Raw genomic sequence first — 26,600 nt, forward strand, 5'->3', positions numbered from 1 at the left:
CTTGCCTGAATCCCTGGCCGGCCCTATCTCCGGCAGCGGGACACCCTTCCCCAACGAAGGGCATATATCTGGAAGGATACCAGTCATGGCGACCCTCGAACCGGCCACGCGGCCGGCCCTCACGCGACCGTCCGCAACGCCGGACAACCCGCATTTCTCCTCCGGCCCCTGCGCCAAGCCCCCCACCTTTTCGCTGGAAACGCTGTCCGACGCCGCGCTCGGCCGTTCGCACCGTGCGGCCATCGGCAAGTCGAAGCTTGCCCAGGCCATCGACGAGACGCGCGACCTGCTGGGCGTGCCGGACGATTACCGCATCGGCATCGTGCCCGCCTCGGACACCGGCGCCTACGAGATGGCCATGTGGACCATGCTGGGCGAACGCCCCTGCGAGATGGTCGCCTGGGAATCCTTCGGCGCGGGCTGGGTCACCGACGCGGTCAAGCAGCTGAAGCTCGACGCCCGCGTGCACGAGGCCGAGTATGGCCAGATCGTCGACATGGCCGCCCTGGATTACGACCGGGACGTCTGCTTCACCTGGAACGGCACCACCAGCGGCGTGAAGATGCCCCACGGTGACATGATCCCGGCGGACCGCGCCGGCCTGACCCTGTGCGACGCGACCTCGGCCGCCTTCGCGCAGGACCTGCCCTGGGACAAGCTGGATGTGGTCACCTACAGCTGGCAGAAGGTGCTGGGCGGCGAGGCCGCGCACGGCATGCTGATCCTCAGCCCCCGCGCGGTCGAACGGCTGGAAAGCTACACCCCCGCATGGCCCCTGCCCAAGATCTTCCGCCTCACCAAGGGCGGCAAGCTGATCGAAGGCATCTTCAAGGGCGAGACGATCAACACCCCGTCGATGCTGTGCGTCGAGGATTACCTCCAGGCGTTGGCCTGGGCCCGCTCGGTCGGCGGCCTGGAGGGCCTGAAGGACCGCGCCAACCGCAACGCGCAGGTGATCTGGGATTTCTGCGCCGACCGCGACTGGATCGCGAACCTGGCGGCCAGCGACGACATCCGCTCGAACACCTCGGTCTGCCTGCAATTCACCGATCCGGCTGTCGCGGGCGACGCGGCCTTCGCCAAGGCGGTGCAGAAGCGTCTGGAAGCCGAGGGCGCCGGGCTGGACCTGGGCAGCTACCGCGACGCGCCCCCGGGCCTGCGCATCTGGTGCGGCGCCACGGTCGAGACCTCGGATGTCGAGGCGCTGATGCCGTGGATCGACTGGGCCTACCACGCCGAGCTCGACGCGCGCGACGCCGCCTGAGCCACCCCGCACGCCCCGGGCGCAGGTCCGGGGCCATTCACCACATTCCGCGCGACCCCGGCCCGCCCGGTGCGCGCCTTCCCCCGATTTCAAACGACAGGAGCGCCACACATGGCCCCCAAGGTTCTCGTCTCCGACAAGCTGTCGGAAACCGCCGTCCAGATCTTCCGCGATCGCGGCATCGACGTCGATTTCATGCCCGACCTGGGCAAGGACAAGGAAAAGCTGGCCGAGGTGATCGGCCAGTACGATGGCCTCGCCATCCGCTCGGCCACCAAGGCCACCGCCAAGCTGCTGGAGAAGGCCGACAACCTGAAAGTCATCGGTCGCGCGGGCATTGGTGTCGACAATGTCGACATCCCGGCCGCCAGCAAGAAGGGCGTGATCGTCATGAACACGCCCTTCGGCAACTCGATCACCACGGCCGAGCACGCCATCGCCATGATGTTCGCCGTCGCGCGCCAGATCCCCGAGGCCAGCGCCAGCACCCATGCCGGCAAGTGGGAGAAGTCGCGCTTCATGGGCGTCGAGCTGACCAACAAGACGCTGGGCGTCGTCGGCGCGGGCAATATCGGCTCGATCGTCATCGACCGCGCCCACGGCCTGCGGATGAAGGTCATCGCCTATGACCCCTTCCTGACCGAGGAGCGTGCCGACCAGCTGGGCGTGCGCAAGGTCGAGCTGGACGAGCTGCTGGGCAAGGCCGACTTCATCACCTTCCACGTGCCGCTGACCGACAAGACCCGCAACATCCTGAGCCGCGATGCCATCGCCAAGCTCAAGTCCGGCGTGCGGATCATCAACTGCGCCCGCGGCGGACTGGTCGACGAAGAGGCGCTGGCCGAGGCGCTGAAGGACGGCCGCGTCGCCGGGGCCGCCTTCGACGTCTTCGCCGAAGAGCCCGCGACCGATTCGCCCCTGTTCAACCTGCCGAACGTGGTCGTCACGCCCCACCTGGGCGCCGCCACCACCGAGGCGCAGGAGAACGTGGCCCTCCAGGTGGCAGAACAGATGTCGGACTACCTCCTGACGGGCGCGGTGCAGAACGCGCTGAACATGCCGTCGGTCACCGCCGAGGAAGCCAAGGTCATGGGCCCGTGGATCAAGCTGGCCGAGCACCTGGGCGCCTTCATCGGGCAACTGACCGACGAGGGTGTCGAGGCGATCAACATCCTCTACGACGGGATGGCGGCCGAGATGAACACCGCGGCGCTGAACACGTCGGTGATCGCGGGCATGATGCGGTCGGTGAACCCGGACGTGAACATGGTGTCGGCCCCCGTGCTGGCCAAGGACCGCGGCATCGACATCGCCACGACCACGCAGGAACAGACCGGCATGTTCGAAGGCTACATCAAGGTGCACGTGAAGACGGCGACTCGCGAACGCTCCATCGCGGGCACCGTGTTCTCGGACGGCAAGCCGCGCTTCATCCAGATCAAGGGCATCAACATCGATGCCGAGGTCGGGCCGCACATGCTCTACACCACCAACCAGGACCGCGCCGGCATCATCGGTACGCTGGGCCAGACCCTGGGCGAGAACGGCGTGAACATCGCCAATTTCACCCTGGGCCGGTCCGAGCTGGGCAAGGACGCGATCGCGCTTCTGCTGCTCGACGACCAGCCGCCCGAGCCGGTTCTGAAGAAGCTGAAGGACACCGGGTCGTTCCAGCAGGTGCGCCCGCTGCAATTCGCGGTCGGCTAAGCTGCATCGCGACCTATCATGAGGGGCGGGCCATCGGGTCCGCCCCTCTTGCATTGTCCCGGAAGGACACCCCATGACGATCTACGCCATCGGCGACATCCACGGCTTTTCCGCCCAGCTCGACCGCGCGCTGGACCTGGTCGAACGCGACGGCGGGCGCGACGCGCGGATCGTGTTCATGGGCGACTACACCGACCGCGGACCCGACAGCCGCGGCGTGCTGGACCGCCTGATCGGCGGCCTGGCCGACGGGCGCAACTGGGTCGCCATCAAGGGCAACCACGACCGCATGTTCGAGCGTTTCCTGACCCAGGGCGTCGAGAACGACGACCGGATCAAGTCGGGGCTGTCGTGGATGAACCAGCGGCTGGGTGGCCCGCGCACGCTGGGCAGCTATGGCCTGGGCGGCGAGGACGCCGCCTTCCTGCACAGCGCCAATGGCGGGATCGAGACGCTCATGTCCTATGAGGTCGACGACACGATTCTCGACCGCGAGGAGCTGGTGATGCAGGCTCGCGCCACGGTGCCCCAGGCGCATGTGCAGTTCCTGGCGCAGCGGCCCCTGTGGCACCGCGAGGACGGGTTGCTGTTCGTGCATGCGGGCATCCGACCGGGCATTCCGCTCGACCGGCAGGACGAGGATGACCTTCTATGGATTCGCGAAGGCTGGCTCGAGGATACGCGCGACCACGGCGCGCTGGTCGTGCACGGCCATACCGCGCTGGAGTTTCCCGAGCACTACGGCAACCGGATCAACACCGATGGCGGAGCCGGCTACGGCCGCGACCTGGTGCCGGTGGCGATCGACGAGGATGGCGTCTTCACGCTTCATCCCGAGGGCCGCGCGCCGCTGACCGCGCCCTGAGAATCCCGCGCAAGGACCAGAGAGCCGACAGGCCGAAGAAGCCGCCGGCGACGATGATGACCTCGAAGAAAGCAGGACCGGATGGCACGCCGCGGACAAGCAGCGCACCGATCAGGAGGGCCAGACCCGCGACCGAAATGGCCAGCCGGACGTAAAGCTCGCCCACGCCAGGCCCCTTGGCCGCCATGGATCGGCTTACTTGCTCGACGACATGAAGTTGAAGACGGCAAGGCCCAGCAGCAGGACCAGAATGATGAGGACGATGAAATACATGGGCCGAGGTCTCCTTCCAGATGCGAAAGCATATGGGCGGCGCGGGCTTTTTGTCCACCTCCCCCGCTTTTCCCGCCGCTGCGGATGGTCTAGAAGGCCGCGAATTTTGCCTCAGGAGGGGTTTTGATGGGTTATCGTATCGCCGTTGTCGGGGCCACGGGTAACGTGGGCCGCGAAATGCTGAGCATCCTGGACGAGCGGGGCTTCCCGGTCGACGAGATCGTGGCGCTGGCCTCGCGCAAGTCGCAGGGCACCGAAGTCAGCTTCGGCGAGCAGACGCTCAAGACCAAGGACCTCGAGCAGTTCGATTTCACCGGCTGGGACATCGCCCTGTTCGCTGTGGGGTCCGAGGCGACGAAGGTCCACGCGCCGCGCGCCGCCAAGGCCGGCTGCATCGTGATCGATAATAGCTCGCTCTACCGCTACGATGCGGACGTGCCGCTGATCGTGCCCGAGGTGAACCCGGACGCGATCCATGGCTACGCCAAGAAGAACATCATCGCGAATCCCAACTGCTCGACCGCGCAGATGGTCGTGGCGCTGAAGCCGCTGCACGACCGCGCCCGGATCAAGCGGGTCGTGGTCAGCACCTACCAGTCCGTTTCTGGCTCGGGGAAAGAGGCCATCGACGAGTTGTGGGACCAGACCAAGTCGATCTACAACCCCGTCGATAATTACCAGGCCAAGGTCTACCCCAAGCAGATCGCCTTCAACGTGATCCCTCATATCGACAGCTTCATGGACTCGGGCGACACGCGCGAGGAATGGAAGATGGTGGTCGAGACCAAGAAGATCGTGGACCCCAAGATCAAGGTCACGGCGACCTGCGTGCGGGTGCCGGTCTTCGTCGGCCACTCGGAATCAATCAATATCGAGACCGAGGATTTCCTGGACGAGGACGAGGCCCGCGACATCCTGCGCGAGGCGCCGGGCGTGATGGTCGTCGATAAGCGCGAGGATGGCGGCTACATCACCCCGATCGAAAGCGTGGGTGAATTCGCCACCTATGTCAGCCGCATCCGGCAGGACGTGACCATCGAGAACGGTCTGAACTTGTGGTGCGTCAGTGACAACCTGCGCAAGGGCGCGGCGCTGAACGCGGTGCAGATCGCCGAGCTGCTGGGCCGCGAGGTCCTGAAAAAGGGCTGATCGGCTTTCGTGGTTTCACGAACGGGCGGCGCCGGACAGGGGCCGCCTTTTTCGTGTCCGGCCGTAAGTGAGCGAATCGGTGTCCCCGGATACTGGTTAAGATCGGGTAACGATCCGGGGTCCGGGTTGCGTATCACGCCCGATGGGCGGGATTTTAAGCGAATCTCCGGCATCCGGTTACCGGAATAATCCATTCGGATCAGTGTTTTGCGGCGTCAGCGCCGATCCCGGAAAATCCGCGGGGAAATCGAAAGCGGGCGCAAACCAGCCCGTGGTGAATTGCGGTCATGGACACGTCCGGGGGGCGGGCGTGCCGGGAAAAGGGTGACCGCCACAATGACCTGTTTCTTGAATAATCGCCGTATCGCCAGGCCCGCGATGGGCCCTGCACCTGCCAGCCGGGCCATCGCGCGGCCACGGATCGGACGGCAGGATGTCGAGCCGGTCCTTCGGGATCTTCTCGGCGACCTGCCCCGCCTGGCGGTGACCCATCCGGTCCCGCCCCAGCCGAAAGGAGCAAGCCATGTCTGAAATGATCGAGAAAGCCCGCGCCGGCCGCCGGCGCGCCCTGCGCCTGAACCGACTGTCCCGGACCAACGTGTTCCTGGATGTCGACGGCCTGGACGAGGATCCTCTTCCGCGCGGGTCGGTCCTGCGGGTGCTGTCCGAGATCACGGCGCTTTCTCCCGAACACGCCCGTCCGATGGCCCGCCACGCGGCCTGAACGGTCGGGCACGGCGCCCCCGGTCCCCGGGCGCGGCGCCCGCGGGCCGGGATCGTTCACCGGAGGGTGGAACGACCCCGGCCCGCGCCTCAGATCGCGGCGAAGCGGTCGGCCACCGGGTTGTAGACGTGGATTTCGCCCGCGGCGATGTCGTTCCAGACGCCGTGCAGGTTAAGCCGGCCGTCCTCGACCCGTTCGGACACGAAGGGGAAGGTCATGAGATTGCGAAGCGAGACTTTCACCGCTTCCTTCTCCAGCGCGACGGTGCGCTCGCCTTCATCACCCTCCGGCAGATTCTCGAATCCGGGCCGCAGGATGTCCATCCAGCGGCCCACGAAGCTTTCGGGTTTCTCCAGCTCGGGCGCGTTGCCCGAGCACATGTCGTAGCAGCCCTTGACCCCGCCGCAGGACGAGTGGCCCATGACCACGAGGTTGGTCACCTGCAAGGCGGCCACCGCGTATTCAACCGCGGCCGAGGTGCCGTGCTGCTGGCCGTCGGGCTGGTAGGGCGGAACCATCGCGGCGATGTTGCGGTGCAGGAAGAATTCGCCCTGTTCCGCGCCGAACATGTCGGTCGCGTGGACCCGGCTGTCGCAGCACGAGATCATCATCACGCGCGGGCGCTGCCCCTCGTTCACCAGCCTTTTGAACCAATGCTCGTTCTCGACGAAGCTCGTGGCGTGCCAGCCCTGGAAACGCTGCACCAGATAGGTCGGAAGCGGCTTGGCGGGGATCATCTCGGCTCCTCTCGGTTACGGCCTTCTTGCGGAGTTAGCCCCGATTGAATGCTTTTGCGACCCCGGATCGCGCGGGCCGACACCAATTGTTAGCAGCCTTGGGCCATGGTGGCGGTCGGGGATGAAAGGGAAGATGGATGCCTGATATCGTAAGTCTGAACCCGGTCGAGCCGACGCCGGAGGACCTGTCGCGCCTGCTGAAACTGGGGCGCGGACCGGCGGGCGGCGGTCCCAGCTCGGTGATCGAACGGCGACTGGAACGGCTGGCGAAGGCGCTTTTGCGCGCGTCGGTCGCCCTGCGCGACGATCGGCCCAGCGGCGTTGCCGAGGCCGCATGCGACGCCGCGCGGCTGGCCCGGGGGTTGGGTCTGCGCCGCGCCTTCCGGGTGGCCCAGGCGACGGCGGCCCTGGCCGGGTCGCCGGATCGCACGGCGCTGGCTGCCAATGTCGCCCGGCTGGTCCGCCTGGGCGACCAGGCGGTGACCTGCATCTGGGAGGAGGCCGACCATTCGTCGGGCGCCTGAGCGGTTGCACGCGCTTGTCGCTGCCCTAGTAATGGCAGGAATTGACCCTGCCAGGACAGCCCGATGCCCGACCTTTCCGACGGATTTGCCCCAGCCGATGCCGATGCGCGCCCGCTCTGGGTGCTGGGGCCGGACGACCTGAAGGCGTGGCGGGCGGATCAACCCGCCCATGTCGGCAACTGGCTCGACAAAGCGGGCTTCGCCGCGCAGGCGGGCCGGGTGATCGTGGTGCCGTCCAAGACGGGCGGGGTCCACGGCGCCGTGCTGGGCCTGGGCGAAGCGGGCCAGCGCGACCGGCACCGGTTCCTGGTTGGCGGGGCGCGGGCATCGCTGCCCGAAGGCGATTGGCAGCTGGCAGGTAACCTGGATCCGGACGCGGCGGCCGAGGCCGCGCTGGGCTGGCTGCTGGCCGGCTACGCGTTCGGCCGGTATGCCAAGGCGCCATCGCCTGCGGCCCGGCTGGTGCCGCCCACCGCCGTGGACGCCGACCGCATCGCCGCCATCGCGGCGGGCGAGGCGCTGACCCGCGACCTGATCAACACGCCCGCCAACGACATGGGCCCGGCCGAGCTGGAATCGGCCGCGCGGGACCTGGCGACCGCGTTCGGCGCCGGGATCACGGTGACCGCGGGCGACGCGTTGAAGGACGCCAATTTCCCGCTGATCCACACGGTCGGCCGCGCCGCCGCGCCCCATCGCGCGCCGCGCCTGATCGAGATGACCTGGGGCGACACCGGCCCGCGCCTCACGCTGGTGGGCAAGGGCGTATGCTTCGACACCGGCGGTCTGAACCTCAAGCCCGGCGCGTCCATGGGGCTGATGAAGAAGGACATGGGCGGGGCCGCCACGGTTCTTGGCCTCGCGCGCATGATCATGGCGCTGAAGCTGCCGCTGCGGCTGCGCGTCCTGGTCCCGGCGGTCGAGAACGCGGTGGGCAGCGACGCTTTCCGCCCCGGCGACATCCTGACTGCCCGCGACGGCAAGACGGTCGAGATCAACAACACCGATGCCGAGGGCCGGCTGGTGCTGGCCGACGCCCTGGCCCTGGCCGCCGAGGAGGCATCGGACCTCACCGTTTCCATGGCCACGCTCACCGGCGCGGCGCGGGTGGCCGTCGGCCCCGACCTGGCGCCGTTCTTCTGCGATGACGACGGCATCGCGGCGGCCTTCGCGGCGGGCGGTGCGGCGGCGCGCGACCCGGTCTGGCGGATGCCGTTCTGGGCGCCCTACGAGCAGATGATCGAGCCGGGGATCGCCGACCTGGACAACGCGCCCAAGGGCGGGTTCGCCGGCGCCATCACCGCCGCGCTGTTCCTGCGGCGCTTCGCCGGCGACGGCACGCGCTACGCCCATTTCGACATCTATGGCTGGCAGCCGCAATCGGCGCCCGCGCGTCCCAAGGGCGGCGTCGGGCAGGGGGCGCGCGCGATCCTTGCCGCGCTGCCCGGGGTTCTGGGTCTATGAGCGACCGTCGGCTCACCCCCGCCAATGGCCGCGTCGCCGCCGCGCACCTGAAAGGCATGGTCGAGGCCCTGAGCTATACCGAGGGCAGCGCGGCCAGTGTGACGGCGCCCATCACCGATATCTGGACCACGCCCGACCGGGTGGCCCGGGACCGGCAATTGCTGCGGGGCGAGGCCGTGCGCGTCTACGAACGCGCGGGCGGCATGGCCTTCATCCGGGCCGAGCGGGACGGCTACGTGGGCTACGTGCCCGAGATCGACCTGGGCGACCCGGTGGCGGCCACGCATATCATCGGCGTCCCGGCCAGCCACCTTTATCCCGCGCCGGACATGAAGATCCCAGCCATCGCGCGCCTGAGCTTCGGCGCGCGGCTGCGGGTGGTGGCCGCGTCCGACACGTTCTTCGAACTCGACGATGGCACCCACGTCCCGCGGCCCCACCTGCGACCGGCCAACCGGCCCTTCACCGACCCGGCCAGCGTCGCGCAATTGTTCTTCGGTGTGCCGTACCTTTGGGGCGGCAACTCGTCCGACGGCATCGACTGCTCGGGGCTGATCCAGGCGGCGCTCCTGGCGTCGGGGCATCCCTGCCCGGGCGACAGCGACCTGCAAGAGGGCGTGGTGGGCCAGCCGCTGCCGGCGGATGCGGCCATCACGCGGGGCGACCTGCTGTTCTGGAAGGGTCACGTGGCAATGGCGGTGGATGGCGAAGTGCTGATCCATGCCAACGCCCACCACATGGCGACGAGCTATGAGCCCATCGTCGACGCCATCGCGCGGATCGAATCGCAGGGCGGCGGCCCGGTGACCGGCCGGCGGCGGCTGTCATAGGCGGCCGAAACGCCCCGGTCAGCCTGCCTTTCGCCGTTTCGCGAGCTCACGATAAAGCGCGGCGGGGCTGACGCCGATGGCTTCGGCCACCTCCGTCCAGGGCCGGTCGGCCGGTGCACCGTTCAGCGCGATCCAGGCGTCGAGCCGGTCGGGCAGCCGCTTCATGCGCAGGATCTCGACCCGCGCGCGCTGGGCCTGCACCTCTTTCGCCGCGCCCGCGAACAGGTCCAGCAACGTCGCGGGCGATTCCGCCAGCCCCTCGAGAAACGCCCCGCGGGCCACCCGGCGCAGCGCAGTGTCGGTGCGGGTCTTGGCGTCGCAATGATACCGCGCGGCGAAAAGCGACGCTTCGGCCAGCAGCGTGCCGGGCCGCGCCACGTGCAGGGTCAGCGTCTCGCCCTCCGACAACGTGCGCACCAGCGCGATGGACCCCGACTCCAGGAAAATGGCGTCCCTGATCGGATCGTCGCGGTGGAACACCGGCTGTCCCGCGTCGACCCGCGTAAGCGGCGCATGGGCGAAAAGCACGGCAAGCTTGGACATGATCCGGATCATACGCCGATGCGGGGGGGCGCGATAGTCTGACAGCACCATCGAGACAGGAGATCCCCATGTTCCGCCTTGTCACCGCGACGATCCTTGCCCTGGCCGCGCCCTTCGCGACCCAGGCCCAGCACGCCGACCATTCCGCCGGGATGACCCATGGCGCCGCCCCCGCGACCCTGACCGAGCCGGGGCAGGGCGCCTTCGCCGCGCTGTCCGAGGTCGTCCAGCTGCTCGAGTCGGACCCGCACACCGATTGGTCGCGCGTCGATCTGGATGGCCTGCGCGCGCACCTGGTCGACATGGACCTGCTGGCGACCCGGGCGCAGGTCGAAACCGACGCGATCGACGGCGGCCTCACGGCGCGCGCGACCGGCGATGCGCGCGTCCTTGCCGCGCTGCGCCGCATGGTCCCGGCCCACGCCAAGCAACTGGCCGCCGATCCGTCCTGGACCGTCGCGGTCGAGGCGCGGGACGACCATGTCGTCCTGACCGTCACAGCTGACGATGCCGCCACCACGGCGCGGATCCGGGGGCTGGGGTTCTTCGGCCTCATGGCCAGCCAGGATCATCACCGCGCGCATCACCTGGCGATCGCACGCGGCGAGATGCCCCACTGAGGGTGCGCCCTGTTGTCGATGGGGGGCGGAAACGCTACTCTCTCGCCCGATGAAAATCGGTCTTTCGGCACTCCTGTCGCTGGCGCTCCTGTTCGTTGCCAGCCTCGACGCGGCGCACGCCGCGCCGCGCGGCGGCGATTTCGCCACGACCGAAATGCCGCACCACGGGGACGGTGCCGCCGACATGGCGTGCTGCGACGGACTGTCCGGCCGGACCGCGTCCTGCCTCGGCGACCTGTTCGCGGTCGGCGCGTGGACGGCCCGGCCCGCCACGCTGCCGGTCCCGGTTCACTTCGCGGTGTCCGGCGGACGGTTCGCGGACGGGTTCCTGTGCGAACCGCCGCTGGGCCCGCCGAAGGTCTGACGACTGGATCCCCTTCAATCCACGCGCTCCGGCGCATCCAGACTTCTCCGAACAGGACCCATTCCCATGACCAACCGTCGTGCTTTTCTCACCGGCCTTGGCGCCACCGCGCTGATCTCCGCCACCCCCGCCGCACGCGCCGCCACGGGCACTGCGCTGCACGTGCTGTCCTCGCCCAATTGCGGCTGCTGCCACGCCTGGGCCGACCTGGCCCGTGCCCGCGGATACGCCGTTACGGTCGAGGATCTGACCGACCCCGGCGCCCAGAAGGCCGCGCGCGGCGTGCCGGCCAACCTCGTTTCGTGCCACACCGTCGACGCGGACGGCTACGTCTTCGAGGGCCACGTGCCCTTCGAGGCGATGGAAGCCGTGCTGCGCGACCGGCCCGACATCACCGGCCTCGCGGTGCCGGGCATGCCCATGGGCTCGCCCGGAATGGGCGACGACCCGAATGCGCGGTACGACGTGATCGCCTTCGGCGGGTCGGCGGGCGCGGGCCGCGTCTTCTACCGCGCGGGCACGCAGCGTCCCTTCGACGTCTGATCGGTGCGACGTCCGCTCTATGCGCTGGCCGGCCTCGCCCTTCTGGCGGGGCTGGCCGCCTTCCTGGTCATCGGCCCGGATCATGGTGGGGACGCGGCCTTGCTGCGCCCGGACGACCCGGACGAGATCGCGCTGGGGCGTCGTGTCTACGACGCCGAATGCGCGTCCTGCCACGGCGCCGACCTGCAAGGGCAGCCCGATTGGCAGAGCCCGGGCGCGGATGGCCTGATGCCGGCGCCGCCGCACGACGAGACGGGGCACACCTGGCACCACCCCGACGCCATGCTGTTCGCCCTGACCCGCGACGGGCTGGGCGCCGTGCTGGGGGATCCCGACTACGAGTCCGGCATGCCCGCCTTCGCCGGACGGCTGAGCGACGACGAAATCCGCGCCGCGCTGTCCTTCATCAAGTCCACCTGGCCGGACGAGATCCGCGCCGCCCATGACGAGATCAACGCCCGCGCCGCACAGTGATGCCGCGTCTGACAGGAGACAGGACATGCGAAAGACCCCGACGACCCTCGTGACGACCGGCGCGCTGGCGGCTGTCGGAGGCGAAGCGTCGGCCCGCTCGAAGGCCAGCCCGGCGCATCGGGCGCGCTTCGGCGGTCCATCGCGATGGAAGGGGGCGCAGTTGTGCTGATCCTGCTGGTCACGGCGGCGATCACCACCGTCGCGACGCCGCCCGTGACCCTCTGGAAGGAGCCATGATGCTGCCGTTTCTTGCCGGGATCGCCTTCGGACTGCTGGCCATCGTCTTGCTGCGGCTCAGCGGAATGTCCCGTGACCGCGCCACCGGGCCTGTGATGCTGGTGGCGATCGCGCTGTTCTACCCCGTTTTCGCGGTCGACCACGGCGGTTTTCCCGCCTTCGTCGTGCAAGCCATGATCGCGGCGCTGTTCACCGCGGTTGCGATCCTCGGCTACCGGACCCGGCTGGCCTGGGTCGGCGTCGGGATGATCGCGCACGGGCTGTTCGACGCGGTCGCGCACACCGCCCTGAACAGCCCCGCGCCGGGCTGGTGGGGCCCCTTCTGCATCGGAATCGACGTGGTGCTGGGGCTGTGGCTGCTGACCCTGCGGCCGGAACCCGTGCGGGGAGAGGCCCGCTGACTGGGCAGCAACAAGCCAGCATATGGCATGGCGCAAGGCTTTCTCGCCCCGCTGTCTTGCGCGTGGCTGGCCGTTGGCCTGTTCGTCGGCTGCTGGTGTCGAAGCGCCCGGTGGCGCCCCCGCTCCAAGACGGGGGCGCAAGGCGGGATGTCGGATCAGACCGGCTGAACCGTCGGGCGGAACAGGATCTCGTTCACGTCCACGTTCTCGAGCTGGGACACGGCGAAGGCCACCATGTCGGCCATGGTCGAGGACGGCACCGCGATGTCCTTGACGAAGCCGCGGACCTGGTCGCCGAGCTCGGGCTCGGAGATGTGCTGCGTCAGTTCGGTATCCACCGCGCCGGGCGAGATGACGGTGACGCGCACGTTGTAGTCCTTCACTTCCTGCCGCAGGCCCTCGGAAATGGCGCGCACCGCGAACTTGGTCCCGCAATAGACCGCGCCGGTGGCGACTGCCTTGTGGCCGTAGACCGAGCTCACGTTGATGATCTGGCCGGACTTCTGTTCCTTGAAGATCGGCAGCACGGCGCCGATGCCGTAGGGCGTGCCCTTCACGTTGACGTCGACCATCTGGTCCCATTCGTCCACGCGCAGGCTCTCCATGGGCGACAGCGGCATCAGGCCCGCGTTTTTGAACATCACGTCCATGCGGCCGAACGTGTCCTTGGCCTTGGCGACCAGCGCCTCGACCTCCTCGCGCTTGGTCACATCGGTGGCCAGTGCGACGGCTTCACCGCCCGCGGCCTCGATTTCCTGCCCGATGGTATCCAGGCGGTCCTGGCGGCGCGCACCCAGCGCGACCTTGGCGCCCTTGGCGGCCAGGTCACGCGCGGTGGCCTCGCCCATGCCGCTGGACGCGCCGGTGATGACGATGACCTTTCCGGTGATGTTGTCGGTCATTGTATCTTCCTTTCTTCGGAATTGATCGGGACGGCCGCCGGGCCGCCCGGGAGGTCAGTCGGCCCGCGCGATGCGGACGGGATAGTCGCCGTCGCGGATCAGCGGGTCGATGGGATCGTCGAAGGCGCCCAGGCGGACCAGCCCGCGCGACGCTTCGAACGGCTTGTAGAAGATGGCGAGATTGCCCCAGGGCGCGTAGATCGTGATATCGCCCGTTCGCGGCGTGTAGCTGGGCGGCGCCGCGCTGGTATCCACCGCGCGGGGCAGGTCGGCCACCTTCTCGATGCCGGGGTAGTCCGAAAGCGTCAGCTCGGGCGGAAGCATCGCCGCGAAATTGCGGGCCGCGGGGCTGTCGTCCAGCGTGGCGGCCAGCGTCGTCTCGCCGACGGTGACGGTGATCCTTGTCATTCCGGGTTCCTCCTGTGCTGTGGCGTAGGCTCCGAATGTCAGCGCAGCGAAAAGCGCTGCCGCACGGTATGATTGTCGCATGGCGCCCTCCGCCGCGTTTCGATGAACGGGATCTAGAGGCGCCGGCCGCCCGGGATAAACCGCGGTGAATTGCATCCACTCATGACAAGGTTTCATAAGTCCCGCTGAAGATTGCGGCTGCGCCCGCCTCCGCGTTCATGAGGCGCGCTCAGGACCGCATCCCGCCCGGCGCCGATGATCGGGCGCGTTCCGGCACCATTTCCGACGGGCAGACGTTCCAGAACCTGGACACCGCCACCCGAAACAGGAGACGACCGGCATGAAACGACTTCTCACACCCACCCTCGCCCTGGCGCTCGCCGCGCCCGCCGCGTTCGCACAATCCATGGAGATCACCCGCGCCGAGGATCGCGCCGGCCCGATCGGCAGCGCGGACGTGTTCACCGGCACCGTCTACGTGGCGCCGGTCCACCATTCCGACATGGCGCCGGTCAGCGCGGGCGAGGTGACGTTCATGCCCGGCGCGCGCTCGGCCTGGCAAACGCATCCCGGCGGCCAGAAGCTGGTCATCACCCACGGTACTGGCTGGACGCAGGAGCGTGGGGCCGAGCGGATCACCATGCAGGCCGGTGACGTGATCTGGTGCCCGTCGGATGTCGAGCATTGGCACGGGGCCACCGCAAGCACGTCGGTGACGCACAACGCCATTCAGGAGGTCGTCGACGGGTCGGCAGTGGTCTGGGGCGAGCACGTCACCGACGCCGGATACGGGCAGCGAGAATCTCTGAATAATCGGCGGACGTCATGAGCGCGGCGCATGTGTCACGGGGCAGTGCAACCGACCCGCAGACCCGAGCGGCGCTCATGCTCCGCGAGAACATCACAGACCTGATCGCCCTGGCGGCCGTCTCGTAAGAGCGCAGCTTCACCCGCGCCGCCGCGCGGCTGAACGTGTCGCAGTCAGCGCTGAGCCACACGATCAAGTCGCTCGAGGCCCGGCTGGGCCTGCGGCTGCTGAGGCGCACCACCCGCTTGGTCGCGCCGACGCTCGAGGGCGAGGATCTGCTCGCCACGCTCAACCCCTGTTTCGAGAAGATCTAGGGGCGGCTGCTGGCGCTGAACGACGCGCGCGACCAGCCCACCGGCACGGTCCGCATCGCGGCGACCGACTACGCCATCGAGACGCTTTCAAGGCCCAAGCTGGCCCCGGTTCTGCGCGACCATCCGGCCGTGCGGATCGAGCTGGTGAACGATTACGGCTACACCGATCTTGCCGCGTCGCAATGCGATGCCGGCGTGCGCTACGGGGACCAGGTGAGCGATGGCATGATCGCGGTGCGGATCGGCCCGGACGAGCGGATGATCTGCGTTGGCGCGCCCGGGTTCTACGAAACCCACGGCCGCCCCGAAACACCGTACGACTTGCCGGAGCTGCCCTGCGTGAACCTGCGCCTGTCGAACCACGGCGGGCTCTACGCGTGGGAGTTCGAGGCCCCCGACGGCAACGACCTGACTGTCAAGGTCGGCGGGCAGGCCTGTTCCAATGCCATCGGACCGGTGATGCAGGCCGCCATCGACGTGATCGGCCTTGCGCTGGTGCCCGAACGGCTGGCGGCGCGGGCGCTGGCCGATGGTGAGCTTGAAACCTGTCTCGAGGATTGGTGCCCGTCCTTCCCGGGCTTCCACATCTTCTATCCCAGCCGCCTGCGCGCCTCGTCCGCGTTCCAGGTCGTGCTCGACGCCCTGCGCGAGCGGGGATGAGCGATTGATGAAGGCCGCTCATGAGCGGCTTGCCGACCCGGCCCATTAAGGTTCGGCGGTCCGGCCCCAAGTCGGTCGGTAACAGCAACCTCACCGACAGGAGACGCCCCATGACGACGCGCCTTGCCCTACCTGCCCTCGCCCTTGGACCCGCCGCCACGGCGGCCCCGGCCCAGGACCTCGGAACCACGTTGCCCGACGCCGTGGGCCAGGTCGCGCCGAAGCTCGAAGCCTATGCCCAGAACGACCTTTTCGGCAGCGTCTGGACCGATGAGCAGCTTTCCATGCGCGATCGGGCGCTGGTGACCGTCGCGGCGAAGATCAAGCGGCACGAGACCGACGGCCTGTCCGAGCATATCGCGCTGGCCCTCGACGCCGGCGTGACGCCCGCCGAGATTTCCGAGACGATCACGCATCTCGCCTTCTACACGGGCTGGGGCAACGCCGTCGCCGCCGCCGAAGCCGCGGCCCCGGTCTACGACGAGCGCGGCGTGACCGTGGATGACCTGCCCGCCCTCGCCCCCGAGCTTCTGCCGCTGGACCAGGAGGCCGAGGAGGCCCGCCAGGAAACGGTGCAGTCGACCTATGACGACGTGAGCCAGGGCGTCGTCGACAACACCGAGCAGCTCCTTTCCTCGACCTCTGGCTGCGCCCGGCGCTGGAACCGCGCGACCGCAGTCCCGTGACCGTCGCCGCGCTGATCGCGACCGGCCAGCCGGAACAGATGACCTTCCACCTCAATCGCGCCATGGATAACGGCCTCACGCAGGACGAGGCGGGCGCGATGCTGTCGCACCTGGCCTTCTATGCCAGCTGGCCGCGCGTCTTCTCGGCCATGCCCGTGGCCGCGGATGTCTTCGAAAGCCGTTCGCAGTGAGCCATGCGCCGGCGGGGTCCGTCCCCGCCGGCGTCCGCTGACAGGAGGGCGAAATGAAAATCGGGATGCTCGGATCGGGCCTGATGGGGGCCAAGCTCGGCGCGCTTTGGGCCGCCTGCGGCCGCGACGTGACCTTCGCCTATTCCCGCGACCGCGCCAAGCTCGACCGGCTGGCTCAGCGATCCGGCGGCACGGCGGGCTTGGTCGCCGAGGCCGTCGCCGCGGCGGATGCCGTGCTGCTGGCCGTGCACTGGTCGCGGATCGGCGACGTGCTGGATCAGGCGGGCGACCTGGCCGGCAAGGTCGTGCTGAACTGCTGCGCCCCGCTGAACGACGGCAACGACGCGCTGTTCCTCGGTCCCGAGACCTCGGGCGCCGAGGAGCTATCGCGGATGCGGCCCGGCGCGCGGTGGGTGTCGTGCTTCAATACCAGCCCGTCCGAATCCTTCGACCCGGTCTTCGCCCGCAAGGACACCGTGCCGCGCCCGCACCTGATGCTCTACGACGATGACGACGGAGCCAAGGAAACGGTCCGCGCGTTGATCCGGGATATCGGGCTCGACCCGCTCGAGGCCGGCGGGCTGACGGCCGGCCGCTACGCCGAACCCTTCGCCATGGTCACGGCCGTACTGGCTTACGGCCAGCCCGGTGGGCCGGTACTGACCTACCGTTTCGACAAGCTGCGCTGAGCGCAGGAAAGGAGATTACCATGAAGATCACACGCGCGGGGCAAAATGCCTCGACCCGGGGCCCCGAGGAGTATTTCACCGGCACCGCCCGCATCGACCCCATGTTCCAGGCCGAGGAGCCGGGCCGCGTCGCCGGCGCCCACGTCACGTTCGAGCCGGGCGCGCGCACCGCGTGGCACACCCATCCGGCCGGCCAGACCCTGATCGTCACCTTCGGCCGCGGCCGCGTCGCGCGCGAGGGCGGCGAGATCGAGGAGATCAGCGAAGGGGACATCGTCTGGTTTCCCGCCGGCGAGAAGCACTGGCACGGCGCGGCGCCGGACACCGCGATGAGCCACATCGCGATCCAGGAAAGCATCGACGGATCGCCGGTGACCTGGCTCGAGAAGGTGTCGGACGAGGATTACGAGGGCTGAGGGTCCGCGCCCGGTTGGCGCTGCGTCAGTCGTCCACCGGGCGGATCAGCTTGCGCTCCAGCACGCGCAGCACGGTCTTCAGGTCGTGCCCGCGCTTCAGGATCTGGTTGTCCATCCCGATCACCGCGTATTGCCCTTGCCTGTTGCGCAGGCGGGGCCGTTTTTCGATCCGGTAGATCGGGTGTTCAGCGGTGCGGCGAAAGACCGAGAACACGGCCACGTCGCGTAGGAAGGACATGCCGTAGTCGCGCCATTCGCCCGCGGCCACCATGCGGCCGTAGAGAGTCAGGATCGCGCCGAGCTCGGACCGGTCGAAGGCCACGCGGTCGTTGGGATCGGGGCGTCCGGGAAACGGAGTGGGCTGGATCACGTTCATGCCCCCAAGGTGGGGGGACGTCGGCAGTTTGGCAAGCGTCATCGATTCGCCGCAAAATGACCCATTTGTCGCGCCAACTCGGTCCCGCGATCGCCACGTCGCCGGGCAATAAGGAGACATAGCGAAGAACGCTACTCCCGGTGTCGCGCCACCATGGCCCCCACCAGTGCGCGGCACCGGGCATCGCTTTTCCCCACACGGATCATCCGAAACTGCCTTGGCAGTACCACCCGGCCGAGATCTCGGCGCCGTGGGCGAAGAACAGCCACAGGCAATCGCCGGATGTGCAGCGCACCTGCCAGTAGTCGCGGACGCCGCTGCGCCAGTTGGGGTCGTCCAGCCACCATTCCGGCGCGATGCGCTCGGGGCCGGTCAGCGCCGCGACCTCCATGTGCCGGCCGCGCCAGCGGAAGTGCTCGGCCAGCCGCGGCGCGGCGGGGGCGTTCACCGGCTCGGGCGGCCACAGGAAGGGCGGGCGCGGCGTGGGCGCGGCGGGCCAGGGAGGCGCCGGTTCGGACCACGCGGCGGCCAGCACCCGCGCGCCCTTTTCGGGGATGTGGCTGTCGGCGGGGTGATGGCGAGTGATCCGGTCCAGCCCGATGCGCGCGCCGATGCGGCCCACCAGGTCGTCCAGCGGGGCGGGATCCGCCTGCCGCGCGCGGGCGTCGTCGGCCGCGTCGGAATGGCCGCGATGCTGGCGCGGCGACACCGGCTCGGTCACGTGGGCCAGCAGCCGCACCATGTCGATGCCGAAGCCCGCGTCGATCTCGGCCGCCTTCATGGCCAGCAGCGGGCGCATCCGGTCGGGCTCGGCCGTGGGGCGCGCCAGCCCCAGCTCGGCAAAGCCCATGGTGCCGTCGCTGCGGTGGCATTCCAGCCGCAATCGCCGCGCGCCGCGCCCCTTCGCGCGCAGCTTGTCCGACAGCGGCACCAGCAACCGGTCGATGGCGGCCAGCACGTCCGCCTCCAACCCGATGGGCTCGGGCAGGGTCAGCCGCACGGCGAACTGCGTGTCGGGGGCGGCGGGCGACACCGGCTCGGGCTCGGCGCCCATGGCCTGGTCCAGCCGTTGCACCAGGTGCCGGCCGAACCGCCGCGCCAGCCCGGCGCGCGGCTGTCCCGCCAGGTCGCCGATGCGGCGCAGGCCCAGCCGCCCCAACTCGGCCACCAGGTCGCCGGGCAGGCGCAGCGCGGCCACCGGCAGCGGCGCGATGGCGCCGTAGGTGCCGCCGGGCGGCGCGATGCGGGTGGCGCGCGCCTTGGCCGTGGGGATGGCGGGGGCCGGGCCGCCCCGTTCCCAGTTGCGCCGCTTGGCCGCGCGCGACCGGGTGGCATAGGCCTCCTGGTCGATGGCGTCGCCCGACCGGTCCGGCCCCGCCGCGCGGCCCGCATACCGCGCCAGCGCCCAGGCCGCGCCCACCGTGTCGGCCACGCCCGCGGCCACCGAAAGCCCCAGGTCGGCACAGTCGCGTTCCACCTGGTCCAGCAGCGCGTCCTCGCCCCCGAACAGGTGCGCGCAGCCCGTCAGGTCGATGACCAGCGACGCGGGCGGTTCCTCGGCCACCCAAGGAGAGAACTTGCCGGCCCAGCGGCGCAGCACCGACAGGAACGCCGCCTCGGCCCGCGGATTCTGCCAGCGGGTCAGCAGCGCAGGGCACATGGCATTGGCATCGGCCAGCGGCTGGTCGCGGCGCAGCCCCGCGCGCGACGCGGCCACGTTCAGCGACGACAGCACCTGCGCGTTGCCGAGATCGGCGACCACCGCGAAGGGCGCGTCCTCGGGGGGGCGTTCGAGACGCAGGATCCGCTCGGCCCCCAGGCGCGGGAACCACAGCGACAGGATACGGCGATGGGGCATGGCACCTGTGGCAGCAGATGTTTCCGTTATGTTCCCGTTCTAGGGCCGCCCGTGGCCCGAGTCGAGTCGCCGGACTGCCGCGCCGTGCTATCCTGCGGGTCCAGATCACACCAAAGGGAAGGAGCCCCGGCATGGCCAAGACCACCCTCTACGGATTCGACGGATCGACCTACGTGCGCACCGTCAAGATCCTCCTCGACCGCAAGAACGAGGATTTCGACCAGGTGCAGGTGAACGTCCTGGAAGGCGAACCGAAGCAGCCCGAGCACCTGGAGCGTCACCCCCTGGGCAAGGTGCCGGTGCTGGACACCGACGGCCACCGCATCCGCGAGACCACCGCCATCGCCATGTACCTGGAGGAAACCCGTGAAGGCCCCTCGGCCCTGCCCGAAAGCGCCTGGGACCGCGCCCGCATGTACGAGATCATGTCGATCGTGAATTCCTACGGCTACGACGCGCTGGTGGGCACGGCCTTCTATCACATCATGCCCGAGTTCATCGGCAACCCCAGCGAGGCGCAACATCACGAGACGGTGGAGCGCGCCAAGACCATCCTGACGCTGATCGACGACATCCGCGGGGGCGACGCGTGGCTGGCCGGCAGCAGCATCTCGCTGGCCGATTACTGGCTGGGACCGGTGATGTTCTACGCGGGCCTGACCCCCCACAAGGACGAGCTTCTGGGTGTCGGCGGGATGCAGGGCTGGTGGGACCGGTTGAGCGACGATCAGGCCTTCGCCAAGACCGAGCCGAACCTCGGCTGAGCTCACGAACGAGGGTCAGCGGGGCGGTGCCAGGCTGCCGCCCCGTTGACGCATATCAAGGCGCGGTCCGCGCGTCGGCCCTAGGCTTGGTACATCGGATGCCGACCGAGGAGATGCGCCATGCTGACCGTCAAGAAGACCGCCCCGAACCGGATCGAGATCGACCTGTCCGGCGAAATCGATTCCGAAACCATGCGCGAGGGGCTGGATAAGCTGATCGCGCTGTCGCAGGACATGAACCGGGCGCAGCTGCTCTATCGCATCAACGCCTTCGCGCTGCCCACGCTCGGCGCCATGGCGGTGGAATTCGCCCGGCTGCCGCAGCTGTTCGGGCTGCTGGGCCGGTTCGACCGCTGCGCCGTGTTGAGCGATGCCGCGTGGCTGCGCACCGCGGCCGAGGTCGAGGGGGCGCTGTTCCCGGGGCTCGATATCAAGAGCTTCCGCGCCGATGACGACGCGGCCGCCGAGGCCTGGCTCGATGGGACGGCGAATTGACCGGCAGCTCAGCCGCAGGTGATGGCAAGGACCGTGCCCTGCCCGTCGGTGACGATGTTGATCCGCTCGGGCAGCATGTCCATCGTGACCGGGTCGCCCTGCGCATAGACGCGGGTGATCGACTGCCCGGCGGCCTGCTGCGCCGGGCCCACCGGGCCGCCCACGAAGCCTTGCAGCCCGTCCGCCCCGCAAACCGACGGGTCCACCGCCGATGCGCCGGGCGCGGGGGCCGACGGCGCGCTGGCCTGGCAGGCCGCGAGGATCGGAAGGGCGAGAGCGAGGGCTGGGGCGCGCATGGCTTGTCCTTTTCGGTGATGTGTCGCCCGGACCCTAGCGCGCGGCGAGCGTCACCGTAAACGGTCCCGCCGACAGCCGGATGTCCCGCGCGCCGGAGGCGCCGGGGGCATAGCGGGCGGACATGCGGATCTGCCGGAAGCGGAAGGGCGACACGTGGCCCGGCCCCTGCACCACGTCGTAGGCATAGTCGCACCGGATCAGACCGCCATCCCGCGACTGGGACACCAGCCCCACCCTGACCGTGCGCCGTCCGTCGTAGATGCGGAAGGGGCGGAGGCAGCCATCGGCCAGCGCCACGCGGGCGAAGCCCTGGACGGGATCCAGCACGCCGGCGGGAATCTGGCCGGGATCCGAGGCGGCCGTCGCCTCGCCCGGGGGGGCGATCCGCACCGCCGCCACACGGTTGCCGGCGAAGTCGATATCGATGGCGCGACGCTCGCCCCCGCTTTCGCCCAGGCTGCGATAGGCCCCGGCCCGCGTGGTGGCCGTGAACCGGCCGTCGCCCACGCCCAGCGGGGTGTTGTCCAGCACGCTGTCCAGCCGTCCGTTGCCGCCCGACAGGGCTACCGTGACCCGGCCCATGGTCGCGCCGGCCAGCCGGACGTCGAAGCTGCGGGTCTCGGCCGCGAGAGAGGTCGGCAGCCAGGCGGCGACGAGAAGGGCAAGCAGTGATTTCATGGCAATCCAAGTAGGCTTTCGGACGGTCCGCAACAGGGAAGGTGATTGCAATTTCCGGACGTCTCGGCGCAGGTTGCGCAGCAGCATAGTAAGGGAGACCGCCGTCATGAAAACCCGCGCCGCCGTCGCAATGGGCCCCGGAAAGCCACTGGAGATCATGGAGGTCAACCTGGAAGGCCCCCGGGCGGGCGAAGTTCTGGTCGAGATCAAGGCGACCGGCCTGTGCCACACCGATGAATTCACCCGCTCGGGCGACGACCCCGAGGGCCTGTTCCCGGCGATCCTGGGCCACGAGGGCGCGGGCGTCGTCGTCGAGGTGGGCGAGGGCGTCACCTCGTTGGAAGTGGGCGACCATGTCATCCCTCTCTACACCGCCGAGTGCCGCGAGTGCGAATACTGCCTGAACCCCAAGACGAACCTGTGCCAGAAGGTGCGGTCGACCCAGGGGCAGGGCGTGATGCCCGACGGCACCTCGCGGTTCTCGCTGCCCGACGGCACGATGATCCACCACTACATGGGCTGCTCGACCTTCGCCAATCACACGGTCCTGCCCGAGATCTCGCTGGCCAAGGTCCGCAAGGACGCGCCGTTCGACAAGATCTGCTATATCGGCTGCGGCGTGACCACCGGCGTCGGCGCGGTCATCAACACCGCGAAGGTCGAACCGGGCAGCAACTGCGTGGTCTTCGGCCTGGGCGGCATCGGCCTGAACGTGATCCAGGGCCTGCGGATGGTGGGCGCCGACATGATCGTGGGCGTGGACCTGAACAACGACAAGAAGGCCTTCGCCGAGCAGTTCGGCATGACCCATTTCGTGAACCCCTCGGAGGTCGAGGGCGACCTGGTGGCGCACCTGGTCGAGCTGACCGGCGGCGGGGCCGATTACAGCTTCGAATGCATCGGCAACGTGAACGTCATGCGGCAGGCACTGGAATGCGCCCACAAGGGCTGGGGCGAGTCGATCATCATCGGCGTCGCCGGTGCAGGGCAGGAGATCTCGACCCGGCCGTTCCAGCTGGTCACCGGCCGCAGCTGGCGCGGATCGGCCTTCGGCGGCGCGCGGGGCCGGACCGACGTGCCCAAGATCGTCGACTGGTACATGCAGGGCAAGATCGACATCGACCCGATGATCACCCACAAGCTGAGCCTGGACGAGATCAACAAGGGCTTCGAGCTGATGCACGAGGGCAAGTCGATCCGCGCCGTCGTCGAGTTCTGAGGGGTGGGGGCCCTGCCCCCGTCCGCTGCGCGGACTCCCCCGGAGGTATTTGTGGAAAGATGAAGCTGGAGCGGTACGAGGATCGGCATGCCGATGCGCTCTGGGCCATGCTCGAGCCGATGCTGCGGGCGGGCGAGACCTATTGCCTGCCCGTAGACCTGGACCGTGCGGGGGCGCTGGCCTACTGGTGCGGACCGACCCACGAGACCTGGATCGCGGGCGACGACCTGGGCACCTACTACCTGCGTCCCAACCAGCAGGGCAACGGCGACCATGTCTGCAACGCGGGCTTCGTCACCGCGCCCGGGGCCGCCGGTCGCGGCGTGGCGCGCACCATGCTGGAGCACGCGCTGCAGCGGGCGCGCGACCGCGGCTTCGCGGCCATGCAGTTCAACTTCGTGGTCGCCTCGAACGCGCGCGCTTTGAGGATCTGGGCCGATTACGGGTTTGACATCGTGGGCCGCGTGCCGCAGGCGTTCCGCCACCCCCGGCTCGGCCCTACCGACGCGCTGATCCTGCACCGCACTCTCTGAGAGGTTCCATGCCCACCGATCGCGACCGCCCGCTCTACGCCGTGCTGATCGACGCCGACAACATCCCCGCCAAGTTCGCCGAGCCGATCCTGCGCGAGGTGACCAGCTTCGGCGAGCCGGCGCTGCGCCGGGTCTACGGCGACTGGTCGTCGGGGCGGCTGTCGAACTGGTCGAAAACCGTGCGCGACATCGGCCTGGTGGCGCACCAGGAAACCGCCAATACAGTCGGCAAGAACGCCAGCGATATCGGGCTGGTGATCGATGCCATGGATATCCTGCACACCGGGCGATTCGACGGCTTCGTTCTGGTCAGCTCGGATTCGGACTTCACCGCGCTGGCCAACCGCATCCGCGAGCAGGGGCTGGACGTGATCGGCATCGGCGAGAAAAAGGCGCCCGAGGCCCTGCGCAACGTGTGCAACCGGTTCATCCTGATCGAGAACATCGTGGACGAGCCGATCCAGCCCAAGTCCGAGGACAGCGGCCGCGCGCCCGCGGGCAAGGTCGCGCCCATCGAGGCGGTCCCGCTGATCCTGCGCGCCATGGACAAGATCCAGCAGGACGACGAGTGGTACGCGCTGGGCCAGCTGGGCCAGTACATCACCGCCGAGAACCCCGATTTCGACACCCGTACCTACGGGATGCGCAAGCTCAGCGACCTTGTGCAGGAACTGAAGCGGTTCGAGACCAAGAAGATCGGCAACCAGCTCCACGTGCGCCGGGTCGACTGACGCGGGCGTCCAGCGACGGTTGCGGCGGAGCGCCTGTCAGGCGCCGTACCGCGCCATGAACATCTCGACCGCGCTGTCGACGACCCGGGTGCGCTCGGCCTCGGTGAAGTCCGCCTGCAACCCGAAGACCAGCCGCGGGAACAGCTGCGCCTTGCACAACTCGGCGAACTGGTGCGCGGCCAGGATCTTGTCCTCGACCACGAGCTCGCCGCGGGCGATGGCCCGGTCGAAGTAGCAATCCAGCGTGCGTTCGATCAGGCCGGGGCCCGAGTCCCAGAACCGCTGGCCGAGTTCGGGAAAGCGGTCGGTCTCGGCGACGCAGATGCGGAAGACGCGCTGGCCGAACGGCGACAGCAGGAAGCCCAGCATGTGGTTGCCCGCCACGCGCAGCACCTCGGCCGGCGGCGCGTCCATGTTCAGGCTGTCGATGGCGGCGGTGGCCTGCTTGCCGCATTCGCAGGTGGCCACCTCCATGAACAGAAGCCGCTTGTCGGGGAAGTAGCTGTAGAGCGTCGCCTTGCTGACGCCGGCGCTGCGGGCGATGGTATCGACGCTCGCCCCTTCGAACCCGTCGGCCATGAAGACCTCGCGCGCGCCCGACAGCACCTGCTGGTACTTCCGGCCCTTCTTGATCGTTTCAGGCTTGTTCACGCGCCCACCTTCTGCAGGGTCGCCGCGCGGCATCGGCGGCGTTTCCGTCCATGCATTAGAAATAGGCATCCCCCGCTGCGAAGGGAAGGGGCGGGACCAAGCGGGGACTTGTCCCGCGGCGCGCCGCGGGCACAGACTGGGACGGACATGTTTTCCCACCGGCGGAGCCCCAGATGATACCCGGACTGCCCTATCGCCGTCATTTCAAGGACCTGAGCGACCAGGAGGTCGTCGCGCTGGCGATCTCGTCGGAAGAGGACGACGCCCGGATCTACCGCACCTATGCCGCGCGGCTGCGGGACGAGTTTCCCGCCACGGCCAAGGTCTTCGACGGCATGGCCGAGGAGGAGGACGGCCACCGCCGACAGCTGATCGCCCTGCACGTGGCCCGGTTCGGCGACGTCATCCCGCTTTTGCGGCGCGAGCACGTGGCGGGCTTCTACGCGCGGCGGCCGGTCTGGCTGGTCGAGAACCTCGGGCTGGAGCGGATCCGGGACGAGGCCGCGATGATGGAGCGGGACGCCGAGGCCTTCTATACCCGCGCGGCGTCGTCGGCGCGGGACGCGCGCACGCGGGCCCTGCTGGGCGACCTGGCCGCCGCCGAGGCGGGACACGGGAAGCTGGCCGATACGCTCACAGCCGAGCACCTGGGCGACGCGGACCGCGACAGCGAGGACTGGTCGGCCCATCGCCAGTTCGTGCTCACGTGGGTGCAGCCGGGCCTGGCGGGGCTCATGGACGGTTCCGTGAGCACGCTGGCACCGATCTTCGCCGCGGCCTTCGCCACCGGCGATACGTGGCAGACCTTCCTGGTGGGGCTGGCCGCATCGGTGGGGGCGGGCATCTCCATGGGGTTCACCGAGGCGGCGAGCGACGATGGCGCCATCTCGGGGCGCGGGTCGCCGATGAAGCGCGGCATCGCGTCGGGCGTGATGACCACGGTGGGCGGGCTGGGCCACGCGCTGCCCTACCTGATCCCCGATTTCTGGACCGCCACGATCATCGCCATCATCGTGGTTTTCGTCGAACTTTGGGCCATCGCGTGGATCCAGAACCGCTACATGGAGACTCCGTTCATCCGAGCGGCGCTGCAGGTCGTGGCGGGCGGCGGTCTGGTGCTTGCGGCGGGGATCCTGATCGGGTCGGGCTGAGCGCCGATCACGCGACATCCCCGGCGCGGCCGGTTCGCCGTGAGTATTTTCGGA

Annotated in this window: 35 protein-coding genes and 1 pseudogene; 26 read left to right on the top strand and 10 right to left on the bottom strand. The window is 69.0% G+C overall.

Features of this window, described 5'->3' with window-relative positions:
- The first annotated feature begins 85 nt into the window (after positions 1 to 85).
- The 3 genes from BUB76_RS04565 (at position 86) to BUB76_RS04575 (ending at position 3,836) form a co-directional block, all read left to right on the top strand.
- Positions 86 to 1,264 (top strand): phosphoserine transaminase, encoded by a 1,179-nt coding sequence (locus BUB76_RS04565; protein WP_073127209.1) that lies wholly within the window; start codon positions 86 to 88, stop codon positions 1,262 to 1,264.
- A gap of 111 nt (positions 1,265 to 1,375) precedes the next feature.
- Entirely contained in the window at positions 1,376 to 2,971 is a 1,596-nt protein-coding gene (serA, locus tag BUB76_RS04570) for a phosphoglycerate dehydrogenase (RefSeq protein ID WP_073127210.1), read from the top strand.
- A gap of 73 nt (positions 2,972 to 3,044) precedes the next feature.
- A complete protein-coding gene (locus tag BUB76_RS04575) occupies positions 3,045 to 3,836 on the top strand; it encodes a metallophosphoesterase (protein ID WP_073127212.1) in 792 nt (263 codons plus the stop codon).
- On the opposite strand, the gene BUB76_RS04580 is transcribed toward BUB76_RS04575, so the two are convergent.
- Positions 3,793 to 4,002, bottom strand: a complete 210-nt coding sequence (locus BUB76_RS04580; protein ID WP_073127213.1) for a hypothetical protein — start codon at positions 4,000 to 4,002, stop codon at positions 3,793 to 3,795. The two genes, BUB76_RS04575 and BUB76_RS04580, sit on opposite strands and share 44 nt — an antisense overlap.
- A gap of 233 nt (positions 4,003 to 4,235) precedes the next feature.
- Here BUB76_RS04580 and BUB76_RS04585 point away from each other — a divergent pair, with 233 nt between their 5' ends.
- Complete coding sequence (locus BUB76_RS04585; protein ID WP_073127215.1) at positions 4,236 to 5,258, top strand: aspartate-semialdehyde dehydrogenase; 1,023 nt, start codon at positions 4,236 to 4,238, stop codon at positions 5,256 to 5,258.
- Positions 5,259 to 5,781: 523 nt separating this feature from the next.
- Positions 5,782 to 5,982, top strand: coding sequence for a hypothetical protein (locus tag BUB76_RS04590; protein ID WP_073127217.1), 201 nt, complete (start codon positions 5,782 to 5,784; stop codon positions 5,980 to 5,982).
- Between the two features lie 89 nt (positions 5,983 to 6,071).
- On the opposite strand, the gene BUB76_RS04595 is transcribed toward BUB76_RS04590, so the two are convergent.
- Positions 6,072 to 6,719, bottom strand: a complete 648-nt coding sequence (locus BUB76_RS04595) for a carbonic anhydrase (RefSeq protein ID WP_073127219.1) — start codon at positions 6,717 to 6,719, stop codon at positions 6,072 to 6,074.
- A gap of 137 nt (positions 6,720 to 6,856) precedes the next feature.
- Here BUB76_RS04595 and BUB76_RS04600 point away from each other — a divergent pair, with 137 nt between their 5' ends.
- From BUB76_RS04600 to BUB76_RS04610, 3 genes are all read left to right on the top strand, one after another.
- Positions 6,857 to 7,243 carry a hypothetical protein gene (locus BUB76_RS04600; RefSeq protein WP_073127221.1) on the top strand — a complete coding sequence of 129 codons (387 nt, stop codon included), beginning with the start codon at positions 6,857 to 6,859 and terminating at the stop codon, positions 7,241 to 7,243.
- A gap of 63 nt (positions 7,244 to 7,306) precedes the next feature.
- Positions 7,307 to 8,707: a leucyl aminopeptidase family protein gene (locus tag BUB76_RS04605; protein ID WP_073127223.1), complete on the top strand. Its 1,401-nt coding sequence runs from the start codon at positions 7,307 to 7,309 to the stop codon at positions 8,705 to 8,707.
- A complete protein-coding gene (locus BUB76_RS04610; RefSeq protein ID WP_073127224.1) occupies positions 8,704 to 9,537 on the top strand; it encodes a C40 family peptidase in 834 nt (277 codons plus the stop codon). The genes BUB76_RS04605 and BUB76_RS04610 overlap by 4 nt, the downstream gene beginning before the upstream one ends.
- 18 nt (positions 9,538 to 9,555) lie before the next feature.
- Here the strand turns inward: BUB76_RS04610 and BUB76_RS04615 are convergent, their stop codons facing one another.
- A complete protein-coding gene (locus BUB76_RS04615) occupies positions 9,556 to 10,080 on the bottom strand; it encodes a Crp/Fnr family transcriptional regulator (RefSeq protein ID WP_175550264.1) in 525 nt (174 codons plus the stop codon).
- Between the two features lie 68 nt (positions 10,081 to 10,148).
- On the opposite strand from BUB76_RS04615, the gene BUB76_RS04620 reads away from it, so the two are divergent.
- From BUB76_RS04620 to BUB76_RS04640, 5 genes are all read left to right on the top strand, one after another.
- Entirely contained in the window at positions 10,149 to 10,700 is a 552-nt protein-coding gene (locus tag BUB76_RS04620; protein WP_073127226.1) for a hypothetical protein, read from the top strand.
- Between the two features lie 49 nt (positions 10,701 to 10,749).
- Complete coding sequence (locus tag BUB76_RS04625) at positions 10,750 to 11,064, top strand: hypothetical protein (protein ID WP_073127228.1); 315 nt, start codon at positions 10,750 to 10,752, stop codon at positions 11,062 to 11,064.
- A 66-nt stretch (positions 11,065 to 11,130) separates the two neighbouring features.
- Positions 11,131 to 11,607: a DUF411 domain-containing protein gene (locus BUB76_RS04630; protein WP_073127229.1), complete on the top strand. Its 477-nt coding sequence runs from the start codon at positions 11,131 to 11,133 to the stop codon at positions 11,605 to 11,607.
- A gap of 3 nt (positions 11,608 to 11,610) precedes the next feature.
- Positions 11,611 to 12,081: a c-type cytochrome gene (locus tag BUB76_RS04635; RefSeq protein WP_073127231.1), complete on the top strand. Its 471-nt coding sequence runs from the start codon at positions 11,611 to 11,613 to the stop codon at positions 12,079 to 12,081.
- Positions 12,082 to 12,317: 236 nt separating this feature from the next.
- Positions 12,318 to 12,719 carry a DUF6010 family protein gene (locus BUB76_RS04640; RefSeq protein ID WP_139250773.1) on the top strand — a complete coding sequence of 134 codons (402 nt, stop codon included), beginning with the start codon at positions 12,318 to 12,320 and terminating at the stop codon, positions 12,717 to 12,719.
- 155 nt (positions 12,720 to 12,874) lie between these two features.
- On the opposite strand, the gene BUB76_RS04645 is transcribed toward BUB76_RS04640, so the two are convergent.
- Complete coding sequence (locus tag BUB76_RS04645) at positions 12,875 to 13,621, bottom strand: SDR family oxidoreductase (protein WP_073127235.1); 747 nt, start codon at positions 13,619 to 13,621, stop codon at positions 12,875 to 12,877.
- Between the two features lie 54 nt (positions 13,622 to 13,675).
- Positions 13,676 to 14,029, bottom strand: coding sequence for a cyclophilin-like fold protein (locus tag BUB76_RS04650; RefSeq protein WP_073127237.1), 354 nt, complete (start codon positions 14,027 to 14,029; stop codon positions 13,676 to 13,678).
- Positions 14,030 to 14,369: 340 nt separating this feature from the next.
- Here BUB76_RS04650 and BUB76_RS04655 point away from each other — a divergent pair, with 340 nt between their 5' ends.
- From BUB76_RS04655 to BUB76_RS04675, 7 genes and pseudogenes are all read left to right on the top strand, one after another.
- Entirely contained in the window at positions 14,370 to 14,858 is a 489-nt protein-coding gene (locus BUB76_RS04655; protein WP_073127238.1) for a (R)-mandelonitrile lyase, read from the top strand.
- Positions 14,859 to 14,977: 119 nt separating this feature from the next.
- A pseudogene (locus BUB76_RS18120) lies at positions 14,978 to 15,151 on the top strand (helix-turn-helix domain-containing protein); the annotation flags it as partial.
- A gap of 15 nt (positions 15,152 to 15,166) precedes the next feature.
- On the top strand, positions 15,167 to 15,811 hold the full coding sequence (locus tag BUB76_RS04660; RefSeq protein ID WP_269085816.1) for a LysR substrate-binding domain-containing protein: 645 nt from the start codon (positions 15,167 to 15,169) through the stop codon (positions 15,809 to 15,811).
- Between the two features lie 110 nt (positions 15,812 to 15,921).
- A complete protein-coding gene (locus BUB76_RS04665; protein WP_236737855.1) occupies positions 15,922 to 16,497 on the top strand; it encodes a carboxymuconolactone decarboxylase family protein in 576 nt (191 codons plus the stop codon).
- Complete coding sequence (locus BUB76_RS18125) at positions 16,494 to 16,688, top strand: carboxymuconolactone decarboxylase family protein (RefSeq protein ID WP_236737856.1); 195 nt, start codon at positions 16,494 to 16,496, stop codon at positions 16,686 to 16,688. The genes BUB76_RS04665 and BUB76_RS18125 overlap by 4 nt, the downstream gene beginning before the upstream one ends.
- 53 nt (positions 16,689 to 16,741) lie before the next feature.
- Positions 16,742 to 17,377 carry an NADPH-dependent F420 reductase gene (locus BUB76_RS04670; protein ID WP_073127240.1) on the top strand — a complete coding sequence of 212 codons (636 nt, stop codon included), beginning with the start codon at positions 16,742 to 16,744 and terminating at the stop codon, positions 17,375 to 17,377.
- A 20-nt stretch (positions 17,378 to 17,397) separates the two neighbouring features.
- Entirely contained in the window at positions 17,398 to 17,793 is a 396-nt protein-coding gene (locus BUB76_RS04675) for a (R)-mandelonitrile lyase (RefSeq protein ID WP_073127242.1), read from the top strand.
- A 25-nt stretch (positions 17,794 to 17,818) separates the two neighbouring features.
- Here the strand turns inward: BUB76_RS04675 and BUB76_RS04680 are convergent, their stop codons facing one another.
- Positions 17,819 to 18,169, bottom strand: coding sequence for a DUF2794 domain-containing protein (locus BUB76_RS04680; RefSeq protein WP_073127549.1), 351 nt, complete (start codon positions 18,167 to 18,169; stop codon positions 17,819 to 17,821).
- 202 nt (positions 18,170 to 18,371) lie between these two features.
- Positions 18,372 to 20,027 (bottom strand): Y-family DNA polymerase, encoded by a 1,656-nt coding sequence (locus tag BUB76_RS04685; protein WP_073127244.1) that lies wholly within the window; start codon positions 20,025 to 20,027, stop codon positions 18,372 to 18,374.
- Between the two features lie 131 nt (positions 20,028 to 20,158).
- On the opposite strand from BUB76_RS04685, the gene BUB76_RS04690 reads away from it, so the two are divergent.
- Both BUB76_RS04690 and BUB76_RS04695 read left to right on the top strand, forming a co-directional pair.
- Entirely contained in the window at positions 20,159 to 20,791 is a 633-nt protein-coding gene (locus tag BUB76_RS04690; RefSeq protein ID WP_073127246.1) for a glutathione S-transferase family protein, read from the top strand.
- 120 nt (positions 20,792 to 20,911) lie between these two features.
- On the top strand, positions 20,912 to 21,286 hold the full coding sequence (locus tag BUB76_RS04695; protein WP_073127248.1) for a SpoIIAA family protein: 375 nt from the start codon (positions 20,912 to 20,914) through the stop codon (positions 21,284 to 21,286).
- A gap of 8 nt (positions 21,287 to 21,294) precedes the next feature.
- Here BUB76_RS04695 and BUB76_RS04700 read toward each other — a convergent pair whose 3' ends face one another.
- Together BUB76_RS04700 and BUB76_RS04705 are read right to left on the bottom strand one after the other, a co-directional pair.
- Entirely contained in the window at positions 21,295 to 21,582 is a 288-nt protein-coding gene (locus BUB76_RS04700; protein ID WP_073127251.1) for an I78 family peptidase inhibitor, read from the bottom strand.
- 34 nt (positions 21,583 to 21,616) lie between these two features.
- Entirely contained in the window at positions 21,617 to 22,261 is a 645-nt protein-coding gene (locus BUB76_RS04705; RefSeq protein ID WP_073127253.1) for a DUF3108 domain-containing protein, read from the bottom strand.
- Positions 22,262 to 22,367: 106 nt separating this feature from the next.
- Here BUB76_RS04705 and BUB76_RS04710 point away from each other — a divergent pair, with 106 nt between their 5' ends.
- Genes BUB76_RS04710 through BUB76_RS04720 form a run of 3 tightly spaced genes read left to right on the top strand, consistent with a single transcriptional unit; the run spans position 22,368 to position 24,744 of the window.
- Positions 22,368 to 23,480 (top strand): S-(hydroxymethyl)glutathione dehydrogenase/class III alcohol dehydrogenase, encoded by a 1,113-nt coding sequence (locus tag BUB76_RS04710; protein WP_073127255.1) that lies wholly within the window; start codon positions 22,368 to 22,370, stop codon positions 23,478 to 23,480.
- Between the two features lie 59 nt (positions 23,481 to 23,539).
- Positions 23,540 to 24,013: a GNAT family N-acetyltransferase gene (locus BUB76_RS04715; RefSeq protein WP_073127258.1), complete on the top strand. Its 474-nt coding sequence runs from the start codon at positions 23,540 to 23,542 to the stop codon at positions 24,011 to 24,013.
- An 8-nt stretch (positions 24,014 to 24,021) separates the two neighbouring features.
- Positions 24,022 to 24,744: an NYN domain-containing protein gene (locus BUB76_RS04720; protein WP_073127260.1), complete on the top strand. Its 723-nt coding sequence runs from the start codon at positions 24,022 to 24,024 to the stop codon at positions 24,742 to 24,744.
- 36 nt (positions 24,745 to 24,780) lie between these two features.
- Here BUB76_RS04720 and BUB76_RS04725 read toward each other — a convergent pair whose 3' ends face one another.
- A complete protein-coding gene (locus BUB76_RS04725; RefSeq protein WP_073127262.1) occupies positions 24,781 to 25,428 on the bottom strand; it encodes a TetR/AcrR family transcriptional regulator in 648 nt (215 codons plus the stop codon).
- A 140-nt stretch (positions 25,429 to 25,568) separates the two neighbouring features.
- Between BUB76_RS04725 and mbfA the strand changes: the two genes are divergently transcribed.
- On the top strand, positions 25,569 to 26,546 hold the full coding sequence (gene mbfA, locus BUB76_RS04730) for an iron exporter MbfA (RefSeq protein WP_073127266.1): 978 nt from the start codon (positions 25,569 to 25,571) through the stop codon (positions 26,544 to 26,546).
- Positions 26,547 to 26,600: the final 54 nt, after the last annotated feature.

The sequence above is a fragment of the Palleronia salina genome (assembly GCF_900141995.1).
Taxonomy (GTDB): Bacteria; Pseudomonadota; Alphaproteobacteria; order Rhodobacterales; family Rhodobacteraceae; genus Palleronia; species Palleronia salina.